Source organism: Streptomyces sp. NPDC058375, assembly GCF_042723425.1.
GTDB classification, from domain to species: Bacteria; Actinomycetota; Actinomycetes; order Streptomycetales; family Streptomycetaceae; genus Streptomyces; species Streptomyces durocortorensis.
The window spans coordinates 1-24,914 of sequence record NZ_JBHXJG010000050.1 but is presented as its reverse complement, the minus strand read 5'-3'; the positions used below and the strand labels follow the sequence as shown (position 1 = coordinate 24,914).

25 protein-coding genes are annotated in these 24,914 nt (G+C 70.4%); 19 read left to right on the top strand and 6 right to left on the bottom strand.

From position 1 onward, the window contains the following. Positions 1 to 39 precede the first annotated feature (39 nt). The 14 genes from ACFWM7_RS11505 (at position 40) to ACFWM7_RS11440 (ending at position 12,897) form a co-directional block, all read left to right on the top strand. Complete coding sequence (locus ACFWM7_RS11505) at positions 40 to 687, top strand: L-threonylcarbamoyladenylate synthase (protein ID WP_032763084.1); 648 nt, start codon at positions 40 to 42, stop codon at positions 685 to 687. Beyond that, the gene (locus ACFWM7_RS11500) at positions 684 to 1,325 is read left to right on the top strand and encodes a protein-tyrosine-phosphatase (protein ID WP_137233501.1); all 642 of its coding nucleotides are present in this window, start codon (positions 684 to 686) and stop codon (positions 1,323 to 1,325) included. Before ACFWM7_RS11505 ends, ACFWM7_RS11500 begins: the two co-directional genes overlap by 4 nt. 210 nt (positions 1,326 to 1,535) lie before the next feature. Further along, positions 1,536 to 2,825 carry a serine hydroxymethyltransferase gene (gene glyA, locus ACFWM7_RS11495; RefSeq protein WP_383258362.1) on the top strand — a complete coding sequence of 430 codons (1,290 nt, stop codon included), beginning with the start codon at positions 1,536 to 1,538 and terminating at the stop codon, positions 2,823 to 2,825. An 84-nt stretch (positions 2,826 to 2,909) separates the two neighbouring features. Then, positions 2,910 to 4,304, top strand: a complete 1,395-nt coding sequence (locus ACFWM7_RS11490) for an MraY family glycosyltransferase (protein ID WP_383258359.1) — start codon at positions 2,910 to 2,912, stop codon at positions 4,302 to 4,304. Positions 4,305 to 4,571: 267 nt separating this feature from the next. Further along, positions 4,572 to 5,012 carry a hypothetical protein gene (locus ACFWM7_RS11485; protein WP_383258356.1) on the top strand — a complete coding sequence of 147 codons (441 nt, stop codon included), beginning with the start codon at positions 4,572 to 4,574 and terminating at the stop codon, positions 5,010 to 5,012. 200 nt (positions 5,013 to 5,212) lie between these two features. Beyond that, entirely contained in the window at positions 5,213 to 6,046 is an 834-nt protein-coding gene (atpB, locus tag ACFWM7_RS11480) for a F0F1 ATP synthase subunit A (protein WP_128862254.1), read from the top strand. An 88-nt stretch (positions 6,047 to 6,134) separates the two neighbouring features. Then, on the top strand, positions 6,135 to 6,365 hold the full coding sequence (gene atpE / locus ACFWM7_RS11475; RefSeq protein ID WP_006127588.1) for an ATP synthase F0 subunit C: 231 nt from the start codon (positions 6,135 to 6,137) through the stop codon (positions 6,363 to 6,365). A 41-nt stretch (positions 6,366 to 6,406) separates the two neighbouring features. Then, positions 6,407 to 6,943, top strand: coding sequence for a F0F1 ATP synthase subunit B (locus tag ACFWM7_RS11470; protein WP_010060169.1), 537 nt, complete (start codon positions 6,407 to 6,409; stop codon positions 6,941 to 6,943). After that, positions 6,940 to 7,755, top strand: coding sequence for a F0F1 ATP synthase subunit delta (locus ACFWM7_RS11465; RefSeq protein WP_383258352.1), 816 nt, complete (start codon positions 6,940 to 6,942; stop codon positions 7,753 to 7,755). The genes ACFWM7_RS11470 and ACFWM7_RS11465 overlap by 4 nt, the downstream gene beginning before the upstream one ends. A 143-nt stretch (positions 7,756 to 7,898) precedes the next feature. Next, the gene (gene atpA, locus ACFWM7_RS11460; RefSeq protein ID WP_010060167.1) at positions 7,899 to 9,470 is read left to right on the top strand and encodes a F0F1 ATP synthase subunit alpha; all 1,572 of its coding nucleotides are present in this window, start codon (positions 7,899 to 7,901) and stop codon (positions 9,468 to 9,470) included. Positions 9,471 to 9,473: 3 nt separating this feature from the next. Next, a complete protein-coding gene (locus tag ACFWM7_RS11455; RefSeq protein ID WP_383258344.1) occupies positions 9,474 to 10,391 on the top strand; it encodes a F0F1 ATP synthase subunit gamma in 918 nt (305 codons plus the stop codon). Then, positions 10,391 to 11,833: a F0F1 ATP synthase subunit beta gene (gene atpD, locus ACFWM7_RS11450; RefSeq protein ID WP_383075423.1), complete on the top strand. Its 1,443-nt coding sequence runs from the start codon at positions 10,391 to 10,393 to the stop codon at positions 11,831 to 11,833. The genes ACFWM7_RS11455 and atpD overlap by 1 nt, the downstream gene beginning before the upstream one ends. A 109-nt stretch (positions 11,834 to 11,942) precedes the next feature. Next, positions 11,943 to 12,317, top strand: coding sequence for a F0F1 ATP synthase subunit epsilon (locus ACFWM7_RS11445; RefSeq protein WP_010060164.1), 375 nt, complete (start codon positions 11,943 to 11,945; stop codon positions 12,315 to 12,317). Between the two features lie 133 nt (positions 12,318 to 12,450). Then, a complete protein-coding gene (locus tag ACFWM7_RS11440) occupies positions 12,451 to 12,897 on the top strand; it encodes a DUF2550 domain-containing protein (RefSeq protein ID WP_006127595.1) in 447 nt (148 codons plus the stop codon). A gap of 114 nt (positions 12,898 to 13,011) precedes the next feature. On the opposite strand, the gene ACFWM7_RS11435 is transcribed toward ACFWM7_RS11440, so the two are convergent. The 3 genes from ACFWM7_RS11435 to ACFWM7_RS11425 all read right to left on the bottom strand — a co-directional run bounded on the left by ACFWM7_RS11435 (position 13,012) and on the right by ACFWM7_RS11425 (position 16,908). Then, on the bottom strand, positions 13,012 to 14,886 hold the full coding sequence (locus ACFWM7_RS11435) for a glycosyl hydrolase family 18 protein (RefSeq protein ID WP_383258339.1): 1,875 nt from the start codon (positions 14,884 to 14,886) through the stop codon (positions 13,012 to 13,014). Between the two features lie 166 nt (positions 14,887 to 15,052). Next, positions 15,053 to 15,712: a response regulator gene (locus ACFWM7_RS11430; RefSeq protein ID WP_383258335.1), complete on the bottom strand. Its 660-nt coding sequence runs from the start codon at positions 15,710 to 15,712 to the stop codon at positions 15,053 to 15,055. After that, on the bottom strand, positions 15,709 to 16,908 hold the full coding sequence (locus ACFWM7_RS11425; RefSeq protein WP_383258330.1) for a sensor histidine kinase: 1,200 nt from the start codon (positions 16,906 to 16,908) through the stop codon (positions 15,709 to 15,711). The genes ACFWM7_RS11430 and ACFWM7_RS11425 overlap by 4 nt, the downstream gene beginning before the upstream one ends. Before the next feature lie 150 nt (positions 16,909 to 17,058). Here ACFWM7_RS11425 and ACFWM7_RS11420 point away from each other — a divergent pair, with 150 nt between their 5' ends. After that, positions 17,059 to 17,631 (top strand): hypothetical protein, encoded by a 573-nt coding sequence (locus ACFWM7_RS11420; RefSeq protein ID WP_383258327.1) that lies wholly within the window; start codon positions 17,059 to 17,061, stop codon positions 17,629 to 17,631. A 6-nt stretch (positions 17,632 to 17,637) separates the two neighbouring features. Here the strand turns inward: ACFWM7_RS11420 and ACFWM7_RS11415 are convergent, their stop codons facing one another. From ACFWM7_RS11415 to ACFWM7_RS11405, 3 genes are read right to left on the bottom strand one after another with little or no spacing between them, the layout of a single operon-like run. Continuing rightward, positions 17,638 to 18,210 carry a cob(I)yrinic acid a,c-diamide adenosyltransferase gene (locus ACFWM7_RS11415; protein ID WP_383258322.1) on the bottom strand — a complete coding sequence of 191 codons (573 nt, stop codon included), beginning with the start codon at positions 18,208 to 18,210 and terminating at the stop codon, positions 17,638 to 17,640. Between the two features lie 13 nt (positions 18,211 to 18,223). Further along, complete coding sequence (locus tag ACFWM7_RS11410) at positions 18,224 to 18,973, bottom strand: ABC transporter permease (protein ID WP_383258315.1); 750 nt, start codon at positions 18,971 to 18,973, stop codon at positions 18,224 to 18,226. A 10-nt stretch (positions 18,974 to 18,983) separates the two neighbouring features. Then, a complete protein-coding gene (locus tag ACFWM7_RS11405; RefSeq protein ID WP_383258309.1) occupies positions 18,984 to 19,766 on the bottom strand; it encodes an ABC transporter ATP-binding protein in 783 nt (260 codons plus the stop codon). Positions 19,767 to 19,856: 90 nt separating this feature from the next. Between ACFWM7_RS11405 and ACFWM7_RS11400 the strand changes: the two genes are divergently transcribed. The 4 genes from ACFWM7_RS11400 to ACFWM7_RS11385 all read left to right on the top strand — a co-directional run bounded on the left by ACFWM7_RS11400 (position 19,857) and on the right by ACFWM7_RS11385 (position 24,878). Then, the gene (locus tag ACFWM7_RS11400) at positions 19,857 to 20,498 is read left to right on the top strand and encodes a TetR/AcrR family transcriptional regulator (RefSeq protein ID WP_383258307.1); all 642 of its coding nucleotides are present in this window, start codon (positions 19,857 to 19,859) and stop codon (positions 20,496 to 20,498) included. Between the two features lie 150 nt (positions 20,499 to 20,648). Further along, on the top strand, positions 20,649 to 21,497 hold the full coding sequence (locus ACFWM7_RS11395; RefSeq protein ID WP_383258300.1) for a 3-hydroxyacyl-CoA dehydrogenase family protein: 849 nt from the start codon (positions 20,649 to 20,651) through the stop codon (positions 21,495 to 21,497). Between the two features lie 305 nt (positions 21,498 to 21,802). Then, the gene (locus ACFWM7_RS11390; RefSeq protein WP_003966237.1) at positions 21,803 to 22,126 is read left to right on the top strand and encodes an STAS domain-containing protein; all 324 of its coding nucleotides are present in this window, start codon (positions 21,803 to 21,805) and stop codon (positions 22,124 to 22,126) included. A 238-nt stretch (positions 22,127 to 22,364) separates the two neighbouring features. After that, entirely contained in the window at positions 22,365 to 24,878 is a 2,514-nt protein-coding gene (locus ACFWM7_RS11385; protein WP_383258291.1) for an ATP-binding protein, read from the top strand. Positions 24,879 to 24,914 lie beyond the last annotated feature (36 nt).

The following is a 24,914-nucleotide window of genomic DNA, read 5'->3' as shown; positions in this document are numbered from 1 at the left end:
CCACCACCCGTACCCGCACCTGTCCGAGGAGGCCGGCTGATGGCTCGGCGATACGACTGCAACGACGCCACCGACCGGACCACGGGCCTGCGCGAGGCCGCATCGGCCGTCCGCCGGGGCGAACTGGTCGTGCTGCCCACCGACACCGTCTACGGGATCGGTGCGGACGCCTTCACCTCGGAGGCCGTCGCGGACCTGCTGGACGCCAAGGGCCGGGGCCGCAACATGCCCACCCCCGTCCTCATCGGCTCGCCGAACACCCTGCACGGCCTGGTCACCGACTTCTCCGAGGAGGCCTGGGAGCTCGTCGACGCCTTCTGGCCCGGCGCCCTCACCCTCGTCGCCCGGCACCAGCCCTCCCTCCAGTGGGACCTCGGCGACACCCGGGGCACCGTCGCGATCCGGATGCCGTTGCACCCGGTCGCCATCGAGCTGCTGACCGAGGTCGGTCCGATGGCCGTCTCCAGCGCCAACCTCACCGGACACCCCTCGCCCGAGGACTGCGACGCCGCCCAGGGGATGCTCGGGGACTCCGTCTCCGTCTACCTCGACGGCGGCCCGACGCCCGGCATCGTGCCGTCCTCCATCGTCGACGTCACCGGTGCCACCCCGGTCCTGCTGCGCGCCGGCGCCCTCTCCGCGGAGGAGCTGCGCAAGGTGGTCCCCGACCTCGAGGTGGCCAATTGACCGCCCCCGAGGGGCGTGGCATAGCGGGGCGGACCGACACCTTCCGCATCCTCCACGTCAGCACCGGCAACGTCTGCCGCTCGCCCATCACCGAGCGGCTGACCCGCCATGCCCTGGTGGACCGCCTCGGCGACCCGCTCAGCGGCGGCCTCATCGTGGAGAGCGCGGGCACCTGGGGCCATGAGGGCGCGCCCATGGAGGCCAACGCCGAGGTCGTCCTCGCCGACTTCGGCGCGGACGCCAGCGGATTCGTCGGCCGCGAACTGCTCGACGAGCACGTCATCCGCGCCGACCTGGTCCTCACCGCCACCCGCGACCACCGCGCCCAGGTCATCTCCATGGGCCACTCCGCGGGCCTGCGGACCTTCACGCTCAAGGAGTTCACCCGGCTGGTCCGGGCGATAGACCCGGCCACCCTGCCCGACCCGCGCGACGAGGGCGTCGTCGAGCGCGCCCGCGCCCTGGTCCGCGCCGCCGCCGCGCTGCGCGGCTGGCTGCTGGCCCCGACCGCCGAGGCGGACGAGGTCTACGACCCCTACGGCGCCCCCATCACCTTCTTCCGCTCCATCGGCGACGAGATCAACCAGGCGCTCGACCCGGTCGTCACCGCGCTCACCGGCGTACGCGCCCCGAGCTGACGGACGCGGACACGCGTCGGCGTACGGCCTACGCGCCGCCCCCCGTACGCGGCCCCGCCGGACGACCCGCGCACCCCGCACCGAGGGCCGGTGCGCCGACCGGCGTACGGCGCCCCGCGACAGCGGGCACAGCGCCCCGCCCCGGCGTACGTTGGAGCTGACACCGGCACCTCTCGCCGGCGCACCCACCTCCAGGCCCGGAGCCGTCCCATGCCGGTCACCTCTCCCGCCGCACCCGCGGCCGTGCCGCCCGCGCCCGACCGCCCCGCCGCCCTGCCCCAGGACTTCGGCGCGCTGCTGAGCCAGGACCCGGAGGTCGCCGGGATCCTCCTCGCGGAACGGGACCGGCAGGCGGGCACCCTCCAGCTGATCGCCGCCGAGAACTTCCAGTCGCCCGCGGTCCTGGCCGCCCTCGGCTCCCCGCTCGCCAACAAGTACGCCGAGGGGTACCCGGGCGCCCGCCACCACGGCGGCTGCGAGCAGGCGGACGCCGCCGAACGCATCGCGCTCCGCCGGGCCACCGCCCTCTTCGGCGCCGAACACGCCAACGTCCAGCCGCACTCCGGCTCCTCCGCCGTCCTCGCCGCCTACGCCGCGCTGCTGCGCCCCGGCGACACGGTCCTCGCGATGGGACTCCCGTACGGGGGACATCTCACCCACGGGGCGCCAGGCAACTTCTCCGGCCGCTGGTTCGACTTCGTCGGCTACGGGGCCGACCCGGACACCGGCCTCATCGACCACACCCGGCTCCGCGCGCTGGCCCGCGCCCGCCGCCCCAAGGCCATCGTCTGCGGCTCCATCTCCTATCCGCGCCATCCCGACTACGCGCTGTTCCGGGAGATCGCCGACGAGGTCGGGGCGTATCTGATCGTGGACGCCGCTCATCCGATGGGGCTGATCGCCGGGGGAGCGGCGCCGAACCCGGTCCCGTACGCCGACGTGGTCTGCGCCACCACGCACAAGGTGCTGCGCGGACCGCGCGGCGGCATGATCCTGTGCGGTGCGGAGCTGGCCGAGCGGATCGACCGGGCGGTGTTCCCGTTCACGCAGGGCGGGGCGCAGATGCACACGGTGGCGGCGAAGGCGGTCGCGTTCGGCGAGGCGGCCACCCCCGCGTACACGCTCTACGCCCACCAGGTCGTCGCCCATGCCAGGGTGCTCGCCGCCGGTCTGGAGGCGGAGGGGTTCGAGGTGACCACCGGCGGCACGGACACCCACATCGTCGTCGCGGACCCGGCCCCGCTCGGTGTCGACGGCCGCACCGCCCGTGAGCGGCTTGCGGCGGCCGGTGTGGTCCTGGACACCTGCGCACTGCCGTACGGTGACGCCCGGGGCATCCGTCTGGGCACCGCCGCCGTCACCACCCAGGGGATGGACGAGGGGGACATGGCCCGGATCGCGGCCCTGTTCGGAGCGGCCGTACGGGAGAGGGGCGATGTGAGCCCGATCGCGGCGGAGGTCCGGGTACTGGCCGAGCGGAATCCGCCCTATCCGGGGTAGGCGAGTCGCATGCAACCATCACCCGTACCGTTGAGTCCTTGTATCAGAGACTAGGGTGTGGGGCTGAGATGGCCGGCGAGACCTGTGGGGCAGCCCGTGCGTGATTACCTGCTGACGCTCTGTGTCACGGCAGCGGTGACCTATCTGCTGACCGGACCGGTGCGTAAGTTCGCCATCGCGGTCGGGGCGATGCCCGCGATCCGTGCGCGCGACGTCCACCGGGAGCCGACACCCCGGCTCGGCGGGATCGCGATGTTCGGCGGACTGTGTGCGGGACTGATCGTCGCCGACCACCTGTTCAATCTGCAGGGCGTCTTCGAACTCTCCAACGAGCCACGGGCGTTGCTCTCCGGCGCGGCCCTGATCTGGCTGATCGGCGTCCTCGACGACAAGTTCGAGATCGACGCCCTGATCAAGCTCGGCGGTCAGATGATCGCCGCCGCCGTCATGGTCATCCAGGGGCTCACGATCCTGTGGCTGCCGATCCCCGGCGTCGGCACGGTCGCCCTCACCCAGTGGCAGGGCACGCTGCTCACGGTGGCGCTGGTCGTCATCACGATCAACGCGGTCAACTTCGTCGACGGCCTGGACGGGCTCGCGGCGGGCATGGTGTGCATCGCCTCGGCGGCGTTCTTCCTCTACGCCTACCGGCTCTGGATGGGGTACGGGATCGAGGCGGCGGCCCCCGCGACGCTCTTCGCGGCGATCCTGATGGGCATGTGCCTCGGCTTCCTGCCGCACAACATGCACCCCGCGCGGATCTTCATGGGCGACTCGGGCTCGATGCTGATCGGCCTGGTGCTGGCGGCGGGCGCGATCTCGATCACCGGCCAGGTCGACCCCGACACGATGCGGCTGTTCGAGGGCAGTGAGCGCGGGGCCACCCACGCGATGCTGCCGGTCTTCATCCCGCTGCTGCTGCCGCTGACGATCATCGCGATCCCGGCCGCCGACCTCGTCCTCGCCATCGTCCGGCGCACCTGGAACGGCCAGTCGCCGTTCGCCGCCGACCGGGGGCACCTGCACCACCGGCTCCTGGAGATCGGCCACTCGCACAGCCGGGCCGTGCTGATCATGTACTTCTGGTCGGCCCTCATCGCCTTCGGCGCCGTCGCGTACTCGGTGCACTCGGCCTCGATGTGGATCGTCTTCGTCATCCTCGCGGCGAGCGCGGTGGGCCTGGTGCTGCTGCTGATGCCGCGCTTCACCCCGCGCGCCCCGCACTGGGCCAACCGCTTCGTGCCGCCGCGCTACCGCCACCGCGCCGCGGAGCAGGCCCAGTCTCCCTCGTCCTCCTACGGCGAGAAGCCGCCGCTCGTGGCCTCGGGGGCCCAACAGGGCGTGGCAGAAGCTCAGATGGGCGAGGAGGCCGCCGAACGGGCCCCCGTGGCGGTCGGGGTGTCCGGCGTCAACGGCGCTACCGCGATCGGCGCTCGTTCGCGGTTCTCCGATCGCCGTTCCATCGACTCCTCGCGTTGACGATTCGGAAGCCGCAGTGCATTACCAGACAGAGTGCCGCCTTGTCGTGCACACACGCGCGGAGTAACTCTCATGTGTGACAGTTAGCACACTTTCCAGGTAAAGACCTCATCAAATAGTTTGTGATACCGTTCACGAGACCCGGTGACGGAGCCGAAGGACCCTAGTGAGACGGTCCTTTGGCCTGGTAAACCGCCTCGCGGACCGGGCCTACGCTCGTCCATGACGACGCCCCATTCCTCCTCTCAGACCAGTGGAGCTGCCGCCATGCAGTCCGACATGCGCGAAGTACTGCGCATCGCCACCCCCACCGCCGCGGTGGGAGCCATCGCCACGCTCGTCGGCGGGCTCGTCGTCGGCGGCAAGGGGGCGATCGGCGCCGTCGTGGGCTGTGTGGTGGTCATCCTCTTCATGGCCCTCGGACAGCTGGCGCTGCAGTGGGTCGCCAAGTCGATGCCGCACCTCTTCCAGGGCATGGGGCTGCTGGTCTACTCGGTCCAGCTCGTGCTCCTGCTCGGCCTGATCATGGCCATCAGGAACACCTCTCTCTTCGACCTCCAGGTCTTCGCCCTCACGCTGGTCGTCTCGGTGATCACCTGGATCGTCACGCAGACCGTGCTGCACGCCAGGAGCAAGACCCTGTACGTCGATCCCGACGGGGAGAGCGGGAACACCCCGGGCAAAACCGAGGGGAAGCATGACCAGTAGGGCCGGGATAAAGCCCTGTTCGACATGCTGCTATCGTCCGGTCTCGGTTGCGGTACTGCGGGCGCGGACAACACGGCTGTCGCCTGATACATCGCGAGGCTTCGGGCCCGGCCGCCGCCTCCTCACCGTAAGAACCAGTCCGGTGCCGACCTGCGGCTGCCAGCCGCTCCGATACAACGAGGTAGCCGTATCCATGCGCCATGCAGAAGGAGCTCCTGGTGACTGCTGACGCCCAGACGCTCGCCTTCGAGGTTGACTGCCACCTGTTCCAGGGCTCGTGCGGATTCCCAGCCCCGAGCGCGTGGTCGTTCATCTTCGACCCGATCTTCTCGATCGGGCCGGTCGAGTTCAACAAGCCGATGCTGCTCGCGATCATCGGGACGTTCGCCATCCTGGCTCTGTTCTGGGCCGGCTTCTCCAAGCCCAAGGTCGTTCCGGGCAAGCTCCAGATGATCGCCGAGGCGCTCTACGACTTCGTGCACCGGGGCATCGCCAAGGAGATCATCGGCAAGAAGGGCGAGCCCTTCGTCCCGCTGCTGGTGTCGCTGTTCTTCTTCGTCTGGATGCTGAACCTCTGGGCGATCATCCCGATCGCGCAGTTCCCGGTGAGCTCGCTCATCGCGTACCCGGTCGGACTGGCCCTGCTCGTCTGGGTCGTCTACATGACGGTGACCTTCCGGAGCAACGGCTTCGTCGGCGGTATCCGCAACCTGTGCGTGCCCAGCGGCCTGCCCAAGCCGATCTACGTGATCCTGACGCCGATCGAGTTCGTCTCGAACATCTTCGTGCGCCCCTTCACGCTGGCGGTCCGGCTCTTCGCGAACATGTTCGCCGGTCACATCCTGATCCTGGTCTTCACGATCGCGACCTGGTACATGCTCGGCACCGTGCTCGGCACCGTCTACGCCACCGCGTCGTTCGCCGTGACGCTGGCCCTGACCGTCTTCGAGATGTTCATCCAGGCGCTCCAGGCCTACGTGTTCACCGTGCTGACCGCCACGTACTTGTCCCAGGCGCTCGAAGAAGCGCACTGAGGACACCCGGGCCACCACCCGGACACCCCCTAGAACGTCCGGTGGACGCAATCTCCACCGGCCAATCAAGAGAAGGAATCACAGATCCATGTCTGAGACTCTCGCAGCCGTTGTGGGCAACGTCGGCACCATCGGTTACGGCCTCGCGGCGATCGGCCCCGGCGTCGGTATCGGCATCATCTTCGGTAACGGTGTGCAGGCCATCGCCCGCCAGCCCGAGGCGGCCGGCCTGATCCGCCAGAACATGCTGCTCGGCTTCGCGGTCATCGAGGCCCTGGCCCTGATCGGCTTCGTCGCCCCCTTCATCTACCCGAAGTAGTCCCGGCGACCTGACGATACGTTTTCGACGAAAGGTCCACCATGTTGCATCTGGCAGCCGAGGAGCCGCAGTCACCGCTGCTGCCGGTCTGGCCCGAGATCGTCATCGGTCTGATCTGCTTCAGCATTGTCTTCTTCGCGTTCTACAAGAAGCTCCTCCCGGCCATCAACAAGGCCCTGGACGAGCGTCGTGAGGCGATCGAAGGTGGCATCGAGAAGGCAGAAGCGGCTCAGACCGAGGCGCAGAGCGTTCTTGAGCAGTACAAGGCCCAGCTCGCCGAGGCCCGTCACGAGGCCGCGCGTCTGCGCCAGGAGGCGCAGGAGCAGGGTGCCGTCATCATCCAGGAGATGAAGGCGGAAGGTCAGCGGCAGCGCGAGGAGATCATCGCCGCCGGCCACACCCAGATCGAGGCCGACCGCAAGGCCGCTGCCTCGGCGCTGCGTCAGGACGTGGGCAAGCTCGCCACCGATCTGGCCGGCAAGCTCGTCGGCGAGTCCCTCCAGGACCACGCCCGGCAGAGCGGCACCGTCGACCGGTTCCTCGACGAGCTCGAGGCGAAGGCCGAGGCGGCCCGATGAACGGCGCGAGCCGCGAAGCACTGGCTGCCGCACGCGAGCGTCTCGACGCGCTGACCGACAACACGTCGGTCGACGCGACGAAGCTCGCCGAGGAGCTGGCCTCGGTCACCTCGCTGCTCGACCGCGAAGTATCCCTGCGCCGGGTTCTCACCGACCCGGCCCAGAGCGGCGAGAGCAAGGCCGACCTGGCCACGCGCCTGCTCAGCGGACAGGTCGGCGGCGAGAGTGTCGACCTGGTCTCCGGACTCGTCCGGTCCCGCTGGTCGCAGTCCCGTGACCTGGTGGACTCGGTCGAGGAGCTGGCGAACACCGCAGACCTCACCGCGGCCCAGCGCGGCGGCAGCCTCGACGACGTCGAGGACGAGCTGTTCCGGTTCGGCCGGATCGTCGGCTCCGACACGGAGCTGCGTTCCGCGCTCACCAGCCGTACGGCCACGGCCACCGCCAAGGGCGAGCTGCTCCGCAGCCTGCTCGGCGGCAAGGCGCAGCCGGTCACCGAGCGGATCATCGTCCGTCTCGTGACCCAGCCCCGTGGACGTAGCCTGGAAGCAGGGCTGGACTCGCTGTCCAAGCTCGCCGCGGAGCGCCGGAACCGCATGGTCGCCGTCGTCACCTCGGCGGTGCCGCTCAGCGACCGGCAGAAGCAGCGCCTGGGCGCCGCCCTGGCGAAGCTGTACGGCCGGGAGATGCACCTGAACCTGGACGTGGACCCCGCGGTCCTCGGCGGGATCTCGGTGCGCGTCGGTGACGAGATCATCAACGGCACCGTCGCGGAGCGCCTCGAAGAGGCGACCCGGCGCATGGCCGGCTGACCCAGCGCGGTCGGCACAGAGCAAGAACAAGGCAAGACCAGCGGCCCGGTTGGGCCGTGCAGAAATTGCAGAAGATTCCTGGGGGTCGGCCCCCAGACCCCCTTAAGAAACTTCGGGCCCAACAAGGAGAGCAGGGAACCCAGATGGCGGAGCTCACGATCCGGCCGGAGGAGATCCGGGACGCACTGGATAACTTTGTCCAGTCGTACCAGCCGGACGCGGCCTCGCGCGAGGAGGTCGGTACGGTCAGCGTTGCCGGCGACGGCATCGCGAAGGTGGAGGGTCTGCCCTCCGCCATGGCGAACGAGCTGCTGAAGTTCGAGGACGGCACCCTCGGTCTCGCCCTCAACCTCGAGGAGCGCGAGATCGGTGCGATCGTCCTCGGCGAGTTCAGCGGAATCGAGGAGGGCCAGCCGGTGCAGCGCACCGGTGAGGTGCTCTCCGTCGGCGTCGGCGAGGGCTACCTCGGCCGCGTCGTCGACCCGCTCGGCAACCCGATCGACGGTCTCGGCGAGATCGAGACCGACAGCCGCCGCGCCCTCGAGCTGCAGGCCCCTGGCGTCATGGTCCGCAAGTCGGTGCACGAGCCGATGCAGACCGGCTACAAGGCCGTCGACGCCATGGTGCCGATCGGCCGCGGCCAGCGTCAGCTGATCATCGGCGACCGTCAGACGGGTAAGACCGCGCTGGCCGTCGACACGATCATCAACCAGCGCGACAACTGGCGCTCGGGCGACGTGAACAAGCAGGTGCGCTGCATCTACGTCGCCATCGGTCAGAAGGGTTCCACCATCGCCTCCGTGCGTGGTGCGCTCGAAGAGGCCGGTGCGCTGGAGTACACGACCATCGTCGCCGCCCCGGCGTCCGACCCGGCCGGCTTCAAGTACCTGGCGCCGTATACCGGTTCGGCCATCGGCCAGCACTGGATGTACCAGGGCAAGCACGTCCTGATCATCTTCGACGACCTCTCGAAGCAGGCCGACGCCTACCGCGCCGTGTCCCTGCTGCTGCGTCGCCCGCCGGGCCGCGAGGCCTACCCGGGTGACGTCTTCTACCTGCACTCCCGTCTGCTGGAGCGTTGCGCCAAGCTCTCCGACGAGATGGGCGCCGGTTCGATGACGGGCCTCCCGATCGTCGAGACCAAGGCGAACGACGTGTCGGCGTTCATCCCGACCAACGTCATCTCCATCACCGACGGCCAGTGCTTCCTGGAGTCCGACCTGTTCAACGCGGGTCAGCGTCCGGCGCTCAACGTCGGTATCTCGGTCTCCCGAGTCGGTGGCTCCGCCCAGCACAAGGCCATGAAGCAGGTCTCCGGCCGGCTTCGCGTGGACCTCGCCCAGTACCGCGAGCTGGAGGCGTTCGCCGCCTTCGGTTCCGACCTGGACGCGGCCTCGAAGGCCTCGCTGGAGCGCGGCAAGCGCATGGTCGAGCTGCTGAAGCAGCCGCAGTACGCCCCGTTCCCGATGGAGGAGCAGGTCGTCTCGGTCTGGGCCGGCACCACGGGCAAGATGGACGACGTCCCGGTCGAGGACATCCGTCGCTTCGAGAGCGAGCTGCTGGAGTACCTGCGCCGTGAGCGCAAGGACCTCCTGACCAGCATCGCCGAGGGCGGCAAGATGTCCGACGACACGCTGCAGTCGATCGCCGACGCGATCGCCGCCTTCAAGCAGCAGTTCGAGACCTCGGACGGCAAGCTCCTGGGCGAGGGCTGATCGATGGGCGCTCAGCTTCGCGTTTACAAGCGCCGCATCCAAGCCGTCACCGCGACCAAGAAGATCACCAAGGCGATGGAGATGATCGCCGCCTCGCGCATCGTCAAGGCGCAGCGCAAGGTGGCGGCATCGCAGCCGTACGCGACCGAGCTCACTCGTGCGGTGACCGCGGTGGCGACCGGCTCCGACGCCAAGCACCCGCTCACCACCGAGGTCGAGACCCCGACCCGGGCGGCGGTCCTGCTCGTCACGAGCGACCGCGGTCTGGCCGGCGGTTACTCCTCCAACGCCATCAAGGCCGCGGAGCGACTGCGGGAGCGCCTTGCCTCCGAGGGCAAGGAGGTCGACACGTACATCGTCGGCCGCAAGGGTGTCGCGTACTACGGCTTCCGCGAGCGCAAGGTCGTCGACTCCTGGACCGGCTTCACCGACAACCCGGCGTACAGCGATGCCAAGCGCATCGCCGCCCCGTTGATCGCGGCCATCCAGCAGGAGACGGCCGAGGGCGGCGTCGACGAGCTGCACATCGTCTTCACGGAATTCGTGTCGATGATGACGCAGAACGCGGTCGACGCCCGGATGCTGCCGCTTTCGCTCGACGACGTGGCCGAGGAGAGCGCCCGCAAGGGTGAGATCCTGCCGCTCTTCGAGTTCGAGCCGTCGGCCGAGGACGTCCTCGACGCCCTTCTGCCGCGCTACGTCGAGAGCCGTATCTACAACGCACTGCTGCAGGCGGCCGCTTCCGAGCACGCCGCCCGCCGCCGCGCGATGAAGTCGGCCACCGACAACGCCGGGGATCTCATCAAGAGCCTCTCCCGGCTTGCCAACGCGGCCCGACAGGCCGAAATCACCCAGGAAATCAGCGAGATCGTCGGCGGTGCCAGTGCTCTGGCCGACGCGACCGCGGGGAGTGACAAGTAATGACGACCACAGTTGAGACGGCCGCTGCCACGGGCCGCGTCGCCCGGGTCATCGGCCCGGTCGTCGACGTGGAGTTCCCCGTCGACGCGATGCCGGAGATCTACAACGCCCTCCACATCGAGGTCGCCGACCCGGCCGAGGAGGGCGCTCGCAAGACGCTGACCCTCGAAGTCGCCCAGCACCTGGGCGACGGCATGGTCCGCGCGATCTCGATGCAGCCCACCGACGGCGTGGTGCGCCAGGCCCCGGTCATCGACACGGGCGCGGGCATCACCGTTCCCGTCGGTGACATCACCAAGGGCAAGGTGTTCAACACCCTCGGTCAGATCCTGAACGAGCCGGAGGCCGAGGCGCAGATCACCGAGCGCTGGCCGATCCACCGCAAGGCCCCGGCCTTCGACCAGCTCGAGTCGAAGACCGAGATGTTCGAGACCGGCCTGAAGGTCGTCGACCTGCTGACCCCGTACGTCAAGGGCGGCAAGATCGGTCTGTTCGGTGGTGCGGGCGTCGGCAAGACGGTCCTCATCCAGGAAATGATCATGCGTGTGGCGAAGCTGCACGACGGTGTGTCGGTGTTCGCCGGTGTCGGCGAGCGCACCCGTGAGGGCAACGACCTCATCGACGAGATGACCGAGTCGGGCGTTCTGGAGAAGACCGCGCTCGTCTTCGGCCAGATGGACGAGCCGCCGGGGACGCGTCTGCGCGTGGCCCTTTCCGCCCTGACCATGGCGGAGTACTTCCGCGATGTGCAGAAGCAGGACGTGCTGCTCTTCATCGACAACATCTTCCGCTTCACGCAGGCCGGCTCCGAGGTCTCCACGCTGCTCGGCCGCATGCCGTCCGCGGTGGGTTACCAGCCGACCCTGGCCGACGAGATGGGTGTGCTCCAGGAGCGCATCACCTCGACGCGTGGTCACTCGATCACCTCGATGCAGGCGATCTACGTCCCCGCGGACGACCTGACCGACCCGGCCCCGGCCACCACGTTCGCCCACCTCGACGCGACGACGGTTCTCTCCCGTCCGATCTCGGAGAAGGGCATCTACCCGGCCGTGGACCCGCTGGACTCCACGTCCCGCATCCTGGACCCGCGCTACATCTCCCAGGACCACTACGCCGCGGCCAGCCGCGTCAAGGGGATCCTGCAGAAGTACAAGGACCTCCAGGACATCATCGCGATCCTCGGTATCGACGAGCTGGGCGAGGAGGACAAGCTCGTCGTCCACCGTGCCCGTCGCGTCGAGCGCTTCCTGTCGCAGAACACCCACGCCGCCAAGCAGTTCACCGGCCTGGACGGTTCGGACGTCCCGCTCGACGAGTCGATCGCCGCGTTCAACGCGATCTGCGACGGGGACTACGACCACTTCCCCGAGCAGGCGTTCTTCATGTGCGGTGGCCTGGACGACCTCAAGGCCAAGGCCAAGGAGCTCGGCGTCTCCTGAGCCTCCGGCTCACCGAGGGGGGTGGGTGTGTCCCGCCCCCCTCACCACGCCCCGTAGAATTGACCCAACACCCGGCCGGGCGGCCGGGTGGTGACCCGAGGAGCCACCCTTGGCTGCTGAGCTGCATGTCGAGCTGGTCGCCGCGGACCGAAGTGTCTGGTCCGGCGAGGCCACCCTGGTCGTCGCGCGTACCACGTCCGGCGACATCGGCGTCATGCCCGGTCACCAGCCGCTTCTCGGTGTGCTGGAATCGGGCCCGGTGACGATCCGCACGAGCGAGGGCGGCACCGTGATCGCCGCCGTGCACGGTGGATTCATCTCGTTCGCGGACGACAAGCTGTCGCTGCTGGCCGAGATCGCCGAGCTGGCCGACGAGATCGATGTCCAGCGCGCCGAGCGGGCGCTGGAGCTCGCGAAGTCGGATGCCGACGCTGCCGCTGAGCGGCGCGCCGAGATCCGTCTGCGTGCGGTGGCGGTGCTCTAGCACCCCCACTGACAGATGTTTTTACTCAGCCGCGGCCCGAGCTGGAGCGATCCAGCCGTGTCGCGGCTGAGGCGATGCAGGTGCAATACGGTTTCGGTGTTCGTTACTCGACGATGCGAGGAGGTCGGTGGAGATGGTCCTCGCGTTGTGGGTGGGCTTGTCCGTCGTCGTCATGGTCCTGCTGGGACTGTTCGTCTTCGGCCTGCGCCGGCGGCTGATCCAGCGCTCCGGAGGGACCTTCGACTGCAGCCTGCGCTGGGACGTCTCCGAGGAACCGGACTCCCTCGGCAAAGGCTGGGTCTACGGGGTCGCCCGCTACAGCGGTGACCGCGTCGACTGGTTCCGGGTCTTCTCCTACGCTCCTCGCCCCCGCCGGGGCCTGGAGCGTTCTGCGATCGAGGTGATCGCCCGCCGGATGCCGGAGGGCGAGGAGGAGCTGGCGCTCCTGTCCGACTCCGTCGTGCTCGGCTGTCTCCACCGGGGGACGCGCCTGGAGCTGGCGATGAGCGAGGACGCCCTCACCGGCTTCCTGGCCTGGCTGGAGGCGGCGCCGCCCGGCCAGCGGGTCAATGTGGCCTGAGAACGGCGCGTAGCCGCCGTACCGTACACAGCGAAAAACCGGGGAGACGGGGGGCGGACCCGTCTCCCCGGTGCTTTTCCGGGGTGGTGCGGTGTTACGTCAGCGGCGTGGGGATCACTTGAGACCGTTGGCGATCGCGGTCACGAGTTCGCCGTTGGTGGTGTCACCGGAGAACTCCCAGGAGAACGCGCCTCCCAGGCCCTGGTTCTTCGCCCAGGTCATCTTCGAGCCGATGGTGGCCGGGGTGTCGTAGCTCCACCAGTTGGTGCCGCAGTGGGCGTACGCGGTGCCGGCGATGGTGCCGGTCGCCGGGCAGGAGCTCTTGAGGACCTTGTAGTCCTCGATGCCCGCCTCGTACGTGCCCGGGGCCGCGCCGGTCGCCGTGCCGCCGGGGGCGGACTGGGTGACGCCGGTCCAGCCGCGGCCGTAGAAGCCGATGCCGAGGAGCAGCTTCTTGGCCGGGACGCCCTTCGCCTTCAGCTTGGCGATGGCGTCGGCGGAGGTGAAGCCCTGCTGGGGGATGCCGGCGTACGAGGTCAGCGGGGAGTGCGGGGCCGTCGGGCCCTTGGCCGCCCAGGCGCCGAAGAAGTCGTACGTCATCACGTTGTACCAGTCGAAGGACTGGGCCGCGCCCCCGTAGTCGGCGGCGTCGATCTTGCCGCCGCTGGAGCCGTCCGCGGTGATGGCGGCGGTGACCAGGTTGTTCGGGCCGAACTTGGCGCGCATCGCGTCGGCCATGGTCTTGATCGCGGCCGGGCCGCTGGTGTCACAGGTCAGACCACAGGCGTTGGGGTACTCCCAGTCCAGGTCGATGCCGTCGAAGACATCGGCCCAGCGGGGGTCCTCGACCAGGTCGTAGCAGGACTGGGCGAAGGCCGCGGGGTTCTGGACGGCCTGGCCGAAGCCACCGGACCAGGTCCAGCCGCCGAACGACCAGAGGACCTTGATGTGCGGGTACTTGGCCTTCAGCTTGCGCAGCTGGTTGAAGTTGCCGCGCAGCGGCTGGTCCCAGGTGTCGGCGACGCCGTCGACGGACTGGTCGGCGGTGTATGCCTTGTCGTAGTCGGCGTAGGAGTCGCCGATGGTGCACTTGCCGTTCTGCACGTTGCCGAAGGCGTAGTTGATGTGCGTGATCTTCGCGGCCGTGCCGGACGTCACCAGGTTCTTGACGTGGTAGTTGCGCCCGTAGACGCCCCAGTTGGTGAAGTAGCCCAGGTTGATCTTGTCGCCGCCGGGCTGCTCGCCACCGCCACCGGTGGTGCGTACGGCGGTGGAGGCGGAGGCCGGACCGGTCTGGTCGGCGGTGTCCCGGGCCTGAACGGCGTAGGAGTAGTCGGTGCCGGCTGTCAGGCCGGTGTTGGTGTACGTCGTGCCGGTGACCGTGGCGACCTTCGCGCCGTCACGCAGCACGTCGTAGTTCTTGACGCCCTTGTCGTCGGTGGCCGCGCTCCAGCTCAGCTTCACCGAGGTGTTGGTGATGTCGCTGGCGGTGGGCTTGCCGGGCGCGGAGGGCGGGTTGTCACCGGGAACGGTGGGGCCGCCGTCGCAGGAGGCGCCGTTCAGCTTGCAGCCCGTGGGGGAGCCGGAGCCGGTGCCGTTGAAACCGAAGCTGATGCTGGCGCCGGGCGCCACGGTCCCGTTCCAGGAGAGGTTCTTCGCGGTCCAGTGGGTGCCGCTGCTGGTGACGGAGGCGTCCCAGGCGGAGCCGACCGCGGTGCCCGAGGGGAAGTCCCACTCGATGGTCCAGGAGGAGAGCGCGGTGGTGCCGGTGTTCTTCACCGTCCACTGGCCCTCGAAGCCGCTGCCCCAGTCCGACTTCTTGGTGTACGTGGCGGTGGCCGACGCGGCTGCCGAGGCGGGGGAGGCCAGCCCCACCATCGCGGCCAGCGGCACGATCAGTGCGGTCAGGCCCGCGACGACCTTGAATCTGCCGCTGGCGGCGGGCATCCATCTGAATCTGGTACGGCGTTGGGGAGTATCGGTGCTCAACGGTGCTCCTCGGGTGAGGTCCAACAAACGGGGGTGATTCGTGGACTGCAAACCCTGCGCCGCCCTGAGTACGGGTGCTCTCGTACTCACCGCAGTGTGTGTTCGGTGACAGTAGAAAGGTCTGGACCAACCGTCAAGAGGTCTGGACCAAAGATCGAGAGCCCGGTCAGATCCCCAACTCCTGTGCCAGAACGGCCGCCTGGACCCGGCTGCGCAGCTCCAGCTTCCCCAGCAGCCTGCTGACATGGGTCTTCACCGTGGCCTCGGCCATCGAGAGGCGCAGCGCGATCTCCGCGTTCGACAACCCCTCGCCCAGGCAGCCCAGCACCTCGCGCTCGCGCCGGGTGAGCGTCTCCAGCAGCGCCGGGTCGGCCGTGCCCCGACCGCGCGCGGCTCCCGCTCCTCCCGACCCGGCGAACTCGGCGATGAGCCGGCGGGTCACGGCCGGGGCGATCAGTCCCTCGCCGCGCGCCACCGTCCGTACCGCCTCCAGCAGATCGCGGGCGTCGGTGTTCTTCAGCAGAAAGCCGGAAGCGCCCGCGCGCAGCGCCCCGAAGACGTACTCGTCGAGGTCGAACGTGGTCAGCACGAGGACGTCCGCCAGCTCCTCCGCCACCACCTGCCGGGTTGCCGAAACCCCGTCCAGCCGCGGCATCTGCACATCCATCAGGACGAGATCCGGGCGGAGTTCACGCGCCAGGCACACTGCCGCCTCGCCGTCGCCCGCCTCCCCGACGACCTCGATGTCCGGCGCGCTGGAGAGGATCAGCACCAGCCCCGCGCGCACCGCCGACTGGTCCTCCGCGACCAGTACCCGGATCGTCATTCCCGCATCTCCCTCTCCCGTACGGGCAGTTCGGCCCGCACCCGCCAGACCTTCGCGCCGTCGCCGCCCGGTTCGGCCCCCGCCGCGAACGTCCCGCCGAGCAGCGCCACCCGCTCCCGCATGCCCACCAGGCCCGCCCCCGAACCGGGCGCCGTGGGCCCGGTCCGGCTGCCGAACACACTGGTCACCTCGACCGTCAGCAGCTCCCCGGACCGGCCGAGCCGCACCACGACCGGACCCGGCGCCGCGTGCTTGAGGGCGTTGGTCAGGGACTCCTGCACGATGCGGTACGCGGCCAGCTCGACCGGTGTCGGCAGCGTGCCCGCCCCCGGGGCCCGGGCGTCCTCCAGGGTGCAGACGAGCCCGCCGGACGCCCCGTTGACGTTCGTCTGCTCGACCAGGGCGTCCAGGGCCGCCAACGTCGGGGCCGCGACCGGGGCCTCCTCCTCGCCCCCCTCCCGCAGCAGCCCGATGAGCCGGCGCATCTCCGCGAGCCCCTCGACGCTGTTCTCGCGGATCACCTTCAGGGCGTTGCGGGAGGTCTCCGGGTCGTCGATGGACAGGGCCGCCGTGGAGTGGATCGCCACGGCGGAGAGGTGGCCCGCCACCATGTCGTGCAGCTCCCGGGCCATCCGGGCCCGCTCGGCGACCACCGCCTGCGTCCGGTCCATCTCGGCGAGCCGCGCGGTCTGGGCGGCGGCCAGCCGGGCGTTGTCGGCGGCGGTGCGGTGGCTGCGCACACTGACCCCGGTGAGGGCGGGAACGAAGGAGACCAGCCCGATGACCAGGCCGATCAGCAGCGCCTCGGGCTTACGGAACCAGGCCAGGAAGCCGATCGTGGACGCGACGGTGATCAGGAGCGTGGCCGGCGGGAGGCGGCGGGCGGCGGCCGGGCTGCCGTACAGGACAGCGGCGTACATGACGTCCGTGAACATCAGTACGGTGGCGAGGCTGCCCCGGGTGAACTGGTCCGCGACCAGCGCGAGCACGCCGATCGTCAGCGCCGTCCGCGGAGCGTCGCGGCGCAGCAGCTCGGCCGCGGCCATGACGGTCAGCGGTACGAGGGTGACCCAGGGAGCGGAGAAGGGGTGACCGCCCTGGGTGTGGAGGCCCAGCCGCCACAGGAGCAGCCCCCCGAGCAGCCCGGAGACGGCGAGGGCCACCGCGTCGCGGTCGGGGCGGATCGAGGTGAGCACCCCTCCATCCAACACGCGCCGCCGCCCCGGGGCCTCCCTTCGCGGACCGATCCGTGACTACATCGAAGGATGCAGTGCCGTTTCGTCACTGCCGACGACGTGTCCGCGCCCGGCGGCCGGGAGCCTGGAAGGGAACGGGAGGAGAGAGTCGTGATCGCCCTACTGGTCGTGGCCTGCGAGGTCGCATTCTGGGTTCTGCTGGCCGCCGGACTCGCCCTGCGGTACGTCGCGAGGAAGCCGAAGCTCGGCGCTGCCGTGCTGCTGTGCGAACCGTTGCTGGAGGTCGTGCTGCTGGTGGTGACGGCCATCGACCTGAAGAACGGCGCCGAGCCGGACTGGAAGCACGGCCTGGCCGCCGTCTACATCGGGTTCACGGTGGGGCTCGGCCACCACACCGTCAAGAAGGTGGACGCCTGGGTCGCCCACCGCTGGTTCGACGGCCCGCCGCCGGTGAAGCCGCCGAAGTACGGCATGGCCCGCGCGATCCACGAGTGGCGCACGGCCGCCCGCTGGATCGTCGCGGCGGCGGTCGCTCTGGGCCTGCTCCAGGCGGCCGTCTGGTACGTCGGCCCGGACGGGGCGATCAGCTCGCTGCGGGCCTGGCAGCAGAAGATGGGCATCGTGATCGGGATCAACCTGATCATCGCCGGCGGCTACACGGTGTTCCCGAAGCGGGCCCCCAAGGGCGCGGTGGCGGAACGCGAGCCCGCCGACCGGCTGTAGAGAGCCCTAGCGCTCGCCGCCCGGCACCCACAGCACGTCCCCGACCTCCTTGTTCGCGCTCCGCGCCAGGATGAACAGGAGGTCGGAGAGGCGGTTGAGGTAGGTGGCGGTCAGCGCGTTCATCGACGCGCCGTGCACCTCCAGCGCCGCCCAGGTGGACCGCTCGGCACGCCGGACCACCGTGCACGCCTGGTGCAGCAGGGCGGCCCCCGGCGTACCGCCCGGCAGGATGAAGCTGCGCAGCTTCTCCAGCTCCTCCAGGAAGCGGTCGCAGTCCGCCTCCAGCTTGTCGATGTAGGACTGCTCGACCCGCAGTGGCGGATACTTCGGGTCCTCGACCACCGGGGTGGACAGGTCGGCGCCCACGTCGAAGAGGTCGTTCTGGACGCGTACGAGGACCTTCACCACCTCCTCGGGCAGCTGCCCCAGTGCGACGGCGGTCCCGATCACCGCGTTGGCCTCGTTGGCGTCCGCGTACGCCGAGATCCGCAGATCGGTCTTGGCGGTGCGGCTCATGTCGCCGAGGGCCGTGGTGCCCTGGTCGCCGGTCCGGGTGTAGATGCGCGTCAGATTGACCATGGGGTCAGCGTAGTTATGCTCCGGCCCGCCGGAAGACCCGTGTGCCCACCGTCACGGCCGCGGCGGCGAATCCCGCGGCGACCAGGACCCCGTAGAGCATGTGCGTCGTGGCGTACGAGCCCGTGTAGGCGTCCCGCACCGCGTCCACCAGATAGCGGAACGGCGTGAAGTGCGAGAGCACGTCCAGCCAGCCGGGGCCGAGCGTGATCGGAAGCATCAGACCGGAGAGCAGCATGGCCGGCATCGTCACCGCGTTGATCACCGGCCCGAACTCCTGCGGGGTGGAGACGCGCATCGCCAGGGCGTACGAGAGCGAGGCCAGCGAGAGCGCCAGCACTCCGGTGAACGCGAAGCCGATGAGGACGCCCGCCAGTGGGGCGCGCAACCCCATGAGCAGCGCGGCGAGCACCAGCAGGACGGCCTGGAAGGTGAAGAGCAGGGCGTCGCGCAGCACCCGCCCCAGCAGCAGCGCGAGCCGGCTGACCGGGGTCACCCGCATCCGCTCGACCACGCCCGTCGACTTCTCGACGATGATCGCGAAACCGGCGAAGGACGCTCCGAACAGGCTGAGTTGGAGGAGCAGACCCGGCACCAGGACCTGCCAGGAGTCGGCGGGGGAGCCGAGCGGCAGGTCCTGGAGCAGCGGACCGAAGAAGAACAGATACAGCAGCGGCATCAGCATCCCGAAGAAGATCTGGAAGCGGGAGCGCAGGGTCTGCCGGGCGTACCGCCCGAAGATGACCGCGGTGTCGTGGAAGAGCATCGTCGGGGTCCTATACGGCTGCGGGGGCGGGTTCTGCGGGGGTGGCGGGGCGGCCGGTGGCGGCCAGGAACGCGTCCTGGAGTGAGGCGTCGGGGGAGCCGCCGTACCGGGTCTTCAGCTCGGCCGGAGTGCCCTCGGCGACCACCGTTCCGCCGTCGATGACGACCAGCCGGTCCGCCAACGCGTCGGCCTCGTCGAGGTAGTGCGTGGTCAGGACGACGGTGGTGCCGTGGTCGTCGCGCAGGCCCCGCACCAGGTCCCACAGGTCGGCCCGGCTGCCGGGGTCCAGGCCCGTGGTGGGCTCGTCGAGGAAGAGCACGGCCGGGCGGTGGGTGAGGCCCATGGCGATGTCGAGCCGCCGCCGCTGGCCGCCGGAGAGGCTCACCGCCTTCCGGTCGAGCAGTCCGTCGAGGCCGAGCGCGGCGGCCAGCTCCTCGGCGCGCGCCGCCGCCTCCACCCGGCTCAGCCGGTACAGCCTGCCCTGGGTGACCAGCTCCTCCCGAACGGTCAGGAACGGGTCGACCCCGCCGGACTGGGCGACGTAACCGCAGACGGCACGGACGGCCGCCGGGTCGGCGAGCAGGTCGTGGCCGGCCACGGTGGCGGCCCCGCCGGTCGGGGTGAGCAGGGTCGTGAGCATGCGCAGGGTGGTCGTCTTGCCCGCGCCGTTGGGGCCGAGGAGGGCGACGATCTCTCCCGCGCGGATGGTCAGGTCGACGCAGCGGACGGCTTCCACCGGGCCGCTCGGGGTCGTGAAGGTCCGGGCCAGCCCGGAGGTGCTGATGACGGTCATGGGGCCAGAAAAACAGAGCAAGCCCAAAATTGCAATGACTCCAAAAATTCAGAGACACCATGATCGTGCAGCGCGTCCTACGATGGAGGCATGGCTGAGGGACTCAGGGAACGCAAGAAGCGCCAGGCCAAGCAGCGCATCTCGGACATGGCGACCGGGCTGTTCCTCGAACACGGCTTCGTGACGGTGACGGTCGCCGAGATCGCCGAACTGGCCGACGTCTCCGTCAACACGGTCTACAACTACTTCCCGGCCAAGGAGGACCTCTTCCTCGACCGGATGAAGCACGTCACCCAGCGTGTCGCCCGGTACGTCCGCGCCCGCGACCGGGGCGAGTCCGCCGCCGAGGCCGTCCTGCGCGAGGTGCGGGCCGCCGTCGTCGCCGTCTCCCCGGAGTTCGGGCTCATGGACGGCTTCGCCGACTTCATGCGCGTCATCGAGGACGCCCCCACCCTCAAGGCCCGCCTCTGGTACCTCCAGCAGGAGGTGCTCCAGGCCGTCGTCGCCACCCTGCGCGAAGACACCGGCGCGAGCGAGAGCGACCCGCTGCCGCTCCTCGTCGGCGGCCAGATCGCCTGGATCGAGCACGCCCTCGTCGGCTATGTGAGCCAGGAGATGATGAAGGGCCGCAAGGCCGTCGACGTCTCCCACGACGCCCTCGGCGTCCTTGACGAGATCGAGGGGCTGCTCAGCGATCAGGTGCTCAACTACGCGCGGCGCGGAGCCGAATGACGCGTCCCGGTGTGATGTCCGTCATCTGAGACGTGACGCGCATCTCTTCACCGCCCCAGCACGCCCGACGGGTACTAACCTCCGCCGGAGAGCAATGTGAACCGCCGTGAACAAATGCGCACGGGCGAACAGAAACCAAGGGGTGCGAACGTGGCCAGGAAGCTCGCCGTCATCGGGGCCGGACTCATGGGATCCGGGATCGCGCAGGTCTCCGCCCAGGCGGGCTGGGACGTCGTGCTGCGGGACGTCACCGACGCCGCGCTGACCCGGGGCCGCGACGGCATCAAGGCCTCGTACGACAAGTTCGTCGCCAAGGGCAAGCTGGAGGCGGCCGACGCCGAGGCCGCCCTCGGCCGCATCACCACGACCACCGACCTCGACGCCGTGGCCGACGCGGACGTCGTCGTGGAGGCCGTCTTCGAGAAGCTGGAAGTCAAGCACGAGATCTTCCGCGCCCTCGACAAGGTCGTCGGCGAGCACACCGTCCTCGCGTCCAACACCTCCGCCATCCCGATCACCAAGATCGCGGCCGTGACGGAGCGTCCGGAGCGCGTCGTCGGCGTGCACTTCTTCTCGCCGGTCCCGATGATGCAGCTCTGCGAGCTGGTGCGCGGCTACAAGACCAGCGACGAAACCCTCGCCACCGCGCGGGAGTTCGCCGAGTCGGTCGGCAAGACCTGTATCGTCGTCAACCGCGATGTGGCGGGCTTCGTCACCACCCGGCTGATCTCGGCGCTGGTCATCGAGGCCGCCAAGCTGTACGAGTCGGGCGTCGCGACCGCCGAGGACATCGACACCGCCTGCAAGCTGGGCTTCGGCCACGCCATGGGCCCGCTCGCCACCGCGGACCTGACCGGCGTCGACATCCTGCTGCACGCCACGAGCAACATCTACACCGAGTCGCAGGACGAGAAGTTCGCGGCTCCCGAGCTGATGCGCCGGATGGTCGACGCAGGTGACATCGGGCGCAAGAGCGGGCAGGGCTTCTACACGTACTGACCGGATCCGCCCCTCCCGGCCCGCCGGCACACCACCGCCCGGGCCGGGAGAGCCGGGGATTCTACCCGGCGGTGACCGGCCGCCGATGAACCGGAGTCACTCCACCGAGTGAATTCGGTATCGGTTCGCTTACAGACGGCAACTTCCCCGTCGTTGCGGCAGTCAGTGGTGGCAGAGGCGCGGCCGACGGCGCACGACAGAACAGCCGGAGCAGACAGCCGGAGCAGAGAGACAGAACAGCCGGAACAGTCAGAACAGACAGTCAGCCAGACGGACTTTCTACGGAGCATGACCGGGGAGCGCATATGCACATCAGGGGCGACCACGCCGAGCTGGTCGTCGGGGGCCGCCTCGACGTCCGAAGCGCGGCGGACGCCCGTACGGTCCTGCACTCCGCCGTGGACGACGGAGTCGGCGACCTCGTGCTGGACCTGACCGAGCTGGACTCCTGGGACGCCACCGGACTCGGCGTCATCATGGGGGCCCACCGCCGGGCCGGACGGGCCGGCCGCCGCCTCGTGCTGCGCGGCGTGCCGCCACAGATGCAGCGCCTCCTGGTGGCCACCCGGCTGCACCGCATCCTGGCCATCGAGGGCGGCATCGCCGCGGAGTCGCTGCCGCGCGTCTGAGGAGTGCCCGGCGGACGGGCACGGGCATCAGGCACGGAAGTCACGCAATCCTCACCGGAACGTGACGTCCTGGACGGCGTGGCACCCCGGCGCTTTGTGGATACTGTGCCAAGGTCTAGGGTTCGGCCGTCCGCCGAATGACAACGAACCCATGGCGGACACCGGACCGGAAGCGACAGCGGGGCGCGTGTGAGGCCGGGAGGGGCAACCGCGCACGACGCGTCTGGGGGACTTTGCGATGGACCCGACACACCGGGCACCCGATGAGTACGGGCAGGGCCATGACCGCTCCGGCGGCGAGCCCGGCCAACGCCGGCCGTCCCGCGACTCCGGCGGCGCCGACTTCGGCCCGCAGACACCGCAGCAGGTCCGCGTCGTCCAGCTGACGGCCGGCGACCTGCTGCTGACGGTCAACCCCGTCGACGGCAGCGAGGTCGAGGCGATTCCGCCCGGCTCAGGACCCGACGCCCCGGTCCGCCGCACCGCCGCCGAACGCACCGACCACGAACGCGCCGGCGCACCCCCCGTGCCCGCCGGGCCGCCCGCCCCGCAGCTGCCGCTCCTGGAGCGCCAGGAGGAGCGCGAGCGCCTGGTCCGCCTGCTGGCGCGCGGCCGCAGCGTCCGCCTCACCGGCCAGCCCGGCTCCGGCCGCACCGCCCTGCTGGACGCCGTCGCCGCCGACTGCGCCGACCTGGCCCCCGACGGGGTCGTCCGCCTCAACGGCCGCGGCCGCACCGGCGCCGATCTCCTGCACGCCCTCTTCGACACCGTGTACAAGGCCCCGGGCCACCGCCCCGACCGCGACGAACTGCTCGCGCTCGTAAGGTCCATCGGCGCCGTCGTCACCGTCGACGACCTGGAGATCGGCGGAGCGGCCCTCGACGAACTGCTCGCCGCCACCCCCGAGTGCGCTTTCCTGCTCGCCGCCACCACCGACAGCGCCGCCCCCGGCGTCGACGCCCACCTGGAGGAGGTGCTCCTCGCCGGCCTCGGTCGCGGCGCCTCGCTCGCCCTGCTGGAGAAGGTCGTCGAGCGCCCCCTCACCGAGGAGGAGCGGAACTGGGCAGGCGACCTCTGGTTCGAGTCCGAGGGCCTGCCGCTCCGCTTCGTCCAGGCCGGTTCCCTCCTCGTCCAGCGCGACCGGCTGCGGGAGACCCCCGAAGCCTTCGACGAGTACGACTACTTCGAGCCACGCGCGGACGACGCGCCCACGGCCGCCCCCGCACCCACCGGCGAGGGTCTCGACGTCCCCCTGCCCAGCCTCGGCGAGGGCGCCGCGCCCGCCGAGCTGCTCGCCTCCCGGCTCAGCGAGACGGCCCGCGCGACCCTGCGCTTCGCCGTCGCCCTCGGCGGCGAGGTGCCCCACCAGGCCCATCTGCCGGCCCTCGTGGGCGACACCCACGCGGACGCCGCGCTCGGCGAACTCGCGGGCTGCGGCCTGCTCTCCCCGGCCGGCCCGCGCTACCGCCTCGCCGCAGGAGTCCTCGCCCAGCTCGTGGCCGCCGGCTACGAGGACGACGCCGCCGCCCACGCCCGTACCGCCGCCCAGCACTACGCCTGGTGGTCCTCGCACCCCTCGGTCACCCCGCAGCGGGCCGTCGCCGAGGCCGACGCGATCGTCGCCTCCCTGACCCGGCTGGTCCCGGGCGACGAGGTGGGAGCGGCCAGCGCGGCCGTCCTGCTGGCCCGCAGCGCCTCCCCGGCCTTCGCCGCGGGCCTGGGCTGGGGAGCGTGGGAGCGGGCGCTCAGGATCGGCCAGGAGGCCGCCAGGATCGCCGGCGAGGTCGCCGAGGAGGCCTACTTCCACCACGAGTTGGGCGTCCTCGCGCTCTGCACCGGCAACCCGGACCGGGCCCGCACCGAGCTGGAGACCTCGATCGGGATGCGCGGCGCGCTCGCCGACAAGTCCGGCGCCGTGGCCGGCCGCCGCGCGCTCGCCCTGGTCGCGGACCGCTCCGGGGACTTCGCCCCCCTCGGCCGGACCCCCTCGGGCGACGAGATGCCCGCCGCGTTCCAGGAGGCCCCGGGCACGCCGCCGAGCGGGATACCGGGTGCGCCGCTGTTCCTCCGCAACACCGCCGAGGAGGAGCCCACGGTCATCTCCTCGCTGCCGCCCGGCCCCGCCGCACGCAAGGGTTCCGGCCGCGCCGTCCTGGGCGGCGCCCGGCGCAACCTGGCCGCCGCGGGCGCGGGCGCCCTGCTGATCGCGGTGCTCGGCACCGTCGTCACGCTCGGCGTCACCTCGGGCGACGGCGACGAGCCGGACAGCCGCAACGTCACCACCGAGCAGACCGCCACCGAGGACGCGACCGACGACGGCCTGCCCGCGGACGAGACGGACGACGGCTCGTCCCCGGCCGGTGACCCCACCGGCGAGGCGTCCACGACCCCGAGTGCCTCGGACTCGGCGAGCCCCAGCACCTCCGGCTCCCCGTCCCCGAGCGCCTCCTCGTCGGGCGGTACGTCGCCGGGGACGGGCGGGCCGTCGGACGGCGAGAGCAGTTCCTCCGGCGATCCCTCGCCGAGCGGAAAGCCGACCAAGCCCACCAAGCCGCCGACGACCCCGCCCACCACCCCGCCGACGACTCCGCCCACCGAGACGCCGACGACTCCGCCCACCGAGACGCCCACCGACGACCCGGAGCCGCCCCCGGCGGAGGGCTCCTCCTCGGCGAGCGGCCCGGCGGAATCGGCCTCCGCCTCCGCCCCCGTCGAGTCCGCGAGCGCATCGGAGTCCGAGGCGGCGGCCTGAGCGGGCCGGACAGCAGAGAGCCGGGTGGTTCACGTG

What these genes read in the sequence shown, in the direction of transcription:
- ACFWM7_RS11410 (WP_383258315.1), bottom strand. Translation starts at nt 18,973, where the DNA reads ATGCTCTTCCACGACACCGCGGTCATCTTCGGGCGGTACGCCCGGCAG.
- ACFWM7_RS11390 (WP_003966237.1), top strand. Translation starts at nt 21,803, where the DNA reads ATGCACATCAGGGGCGACCACGCCGAGCTGGTCGTCGGGGGCCGCCTC.
- glyA (WP_383258362.1), top strand. Translation starts at nt 1,536, where the DNA reads ATGCCGGTCACCTCTCCCGCCGCACCCGCGGCCGTGCCGCCCGCGCCC.
- ACFWM7_RS11485 (WP_383258356.1), top strand. Translation starts at nt 4,572, where the DNA reads ATGCAGTCCGACATGCGCGAAGTACTGCGCATCGCCACCCCCACCGCC.
- ACFWM7_RS11415 (WP_383258322.1), bottom strand. Translation starts at nt 18,210, where the DNA reads ATGGTCAATCTGACGCGCATCTACACCCGGACCGGCGACCAGGGCACC.
- ACFWM7_RS11440 (WP_006127595.1), top strand. Translation starts at nt 12,451, where the DNA reads ATGGTCCTCGCGTTGTGGGTGGGCTTGTCCGTCGTCGTCATGGTCCTG.
- ACFWM7_RS11455 (WP_383258344.1), top strand. Translation starts at nt 9,474, where the DNA reads ATGGGCGCTCAGCTTCGCGTTTACAAGCGCCGCATCCAAGCCGTCACC.
- ACFWM7_RS11385 (WP_383258291.1), top strand. Translation starts at nt 22,365, where the DNA reads ATGGACCCGACACACCGGGCACCCGATGAGTACGGGCAGGGCCATGAC.
- ACFWM7_RS11465 (WP_383258352.1), top strand. Translation starts at nt 6,940, where the DNA reads ATGAACGGCGCGAGCCGCGAAGCACTGGCTGCCGCACGCGAGCGTCTC.
- ACFWM7_RS11405 (WP_383258309.1), bottom strand. Translation starts at nt 19,766, where the DNA reads ATGACCGTCATCAGCACCTCCGGGCTGGCCCGGACCTTCACGACCCCG.
- atpE (WP_006127588.1), top strand. Translation starts at nt 6,135, where the DNA reads ATGTCTGAGACTCTCGCAGCCGTTGTGGGCAACGTCGGCACCATCGGT.
- ACFWM7_RS11505 (WP_032763084.1), top strand. Translation starts at nt 40, where the DNA reads ATGGCTCGGCGATACGACTGCAACGACGCCACCGACCGGACCACGGGC.
- atpB (WP_128862254.1), top strand. Translation starts at nt 5,213, where the DNA reads ATGCAGAAGGAGCTCCTGGTGACTGCTGACGCCCAGACGCTCGCCTTC.
- ACFWM7_RS11430 (WP_383258335.1), bottom strand. Translation starts at nt 15,712, where the DNA reads ATGACGATCCGGGTACTGGTCGCGGAGGACCAGTCGGCGGTGCGCGCG.
- ACFWM7_RS11470 (WP_010060169.1), top strand. Translation starts at nt 6,407, where the DNA reads ATGTTGCATCTGGCAGCCGAGGAGCCGCAGTCACCGCTGCTGCCGGTC.
- ACFWM7_RS11400 (WP_383258307.1), top strand. Translation starts at nt 19,857, where the DNA reads ATGGCTGAGGGACTCAGGGAACGCAAGAAGCGCCAGGCCAAGCAGCGC.
- atpA (WP_010060167.1), top strand. Translation starts at nt 7,899, where the DNA reads ATGGCGGAGCTCACGATCCGGCCGGAGGAGATCCGGGACGCACTGGAT.
- atpD (WP_383075423.1), top strand. Translation starts at nt 10,391, where the DNA reads ATGACGACCACAGTTGAGACGGCCGCTGCCACGGGCCGCGTCGCCCGG.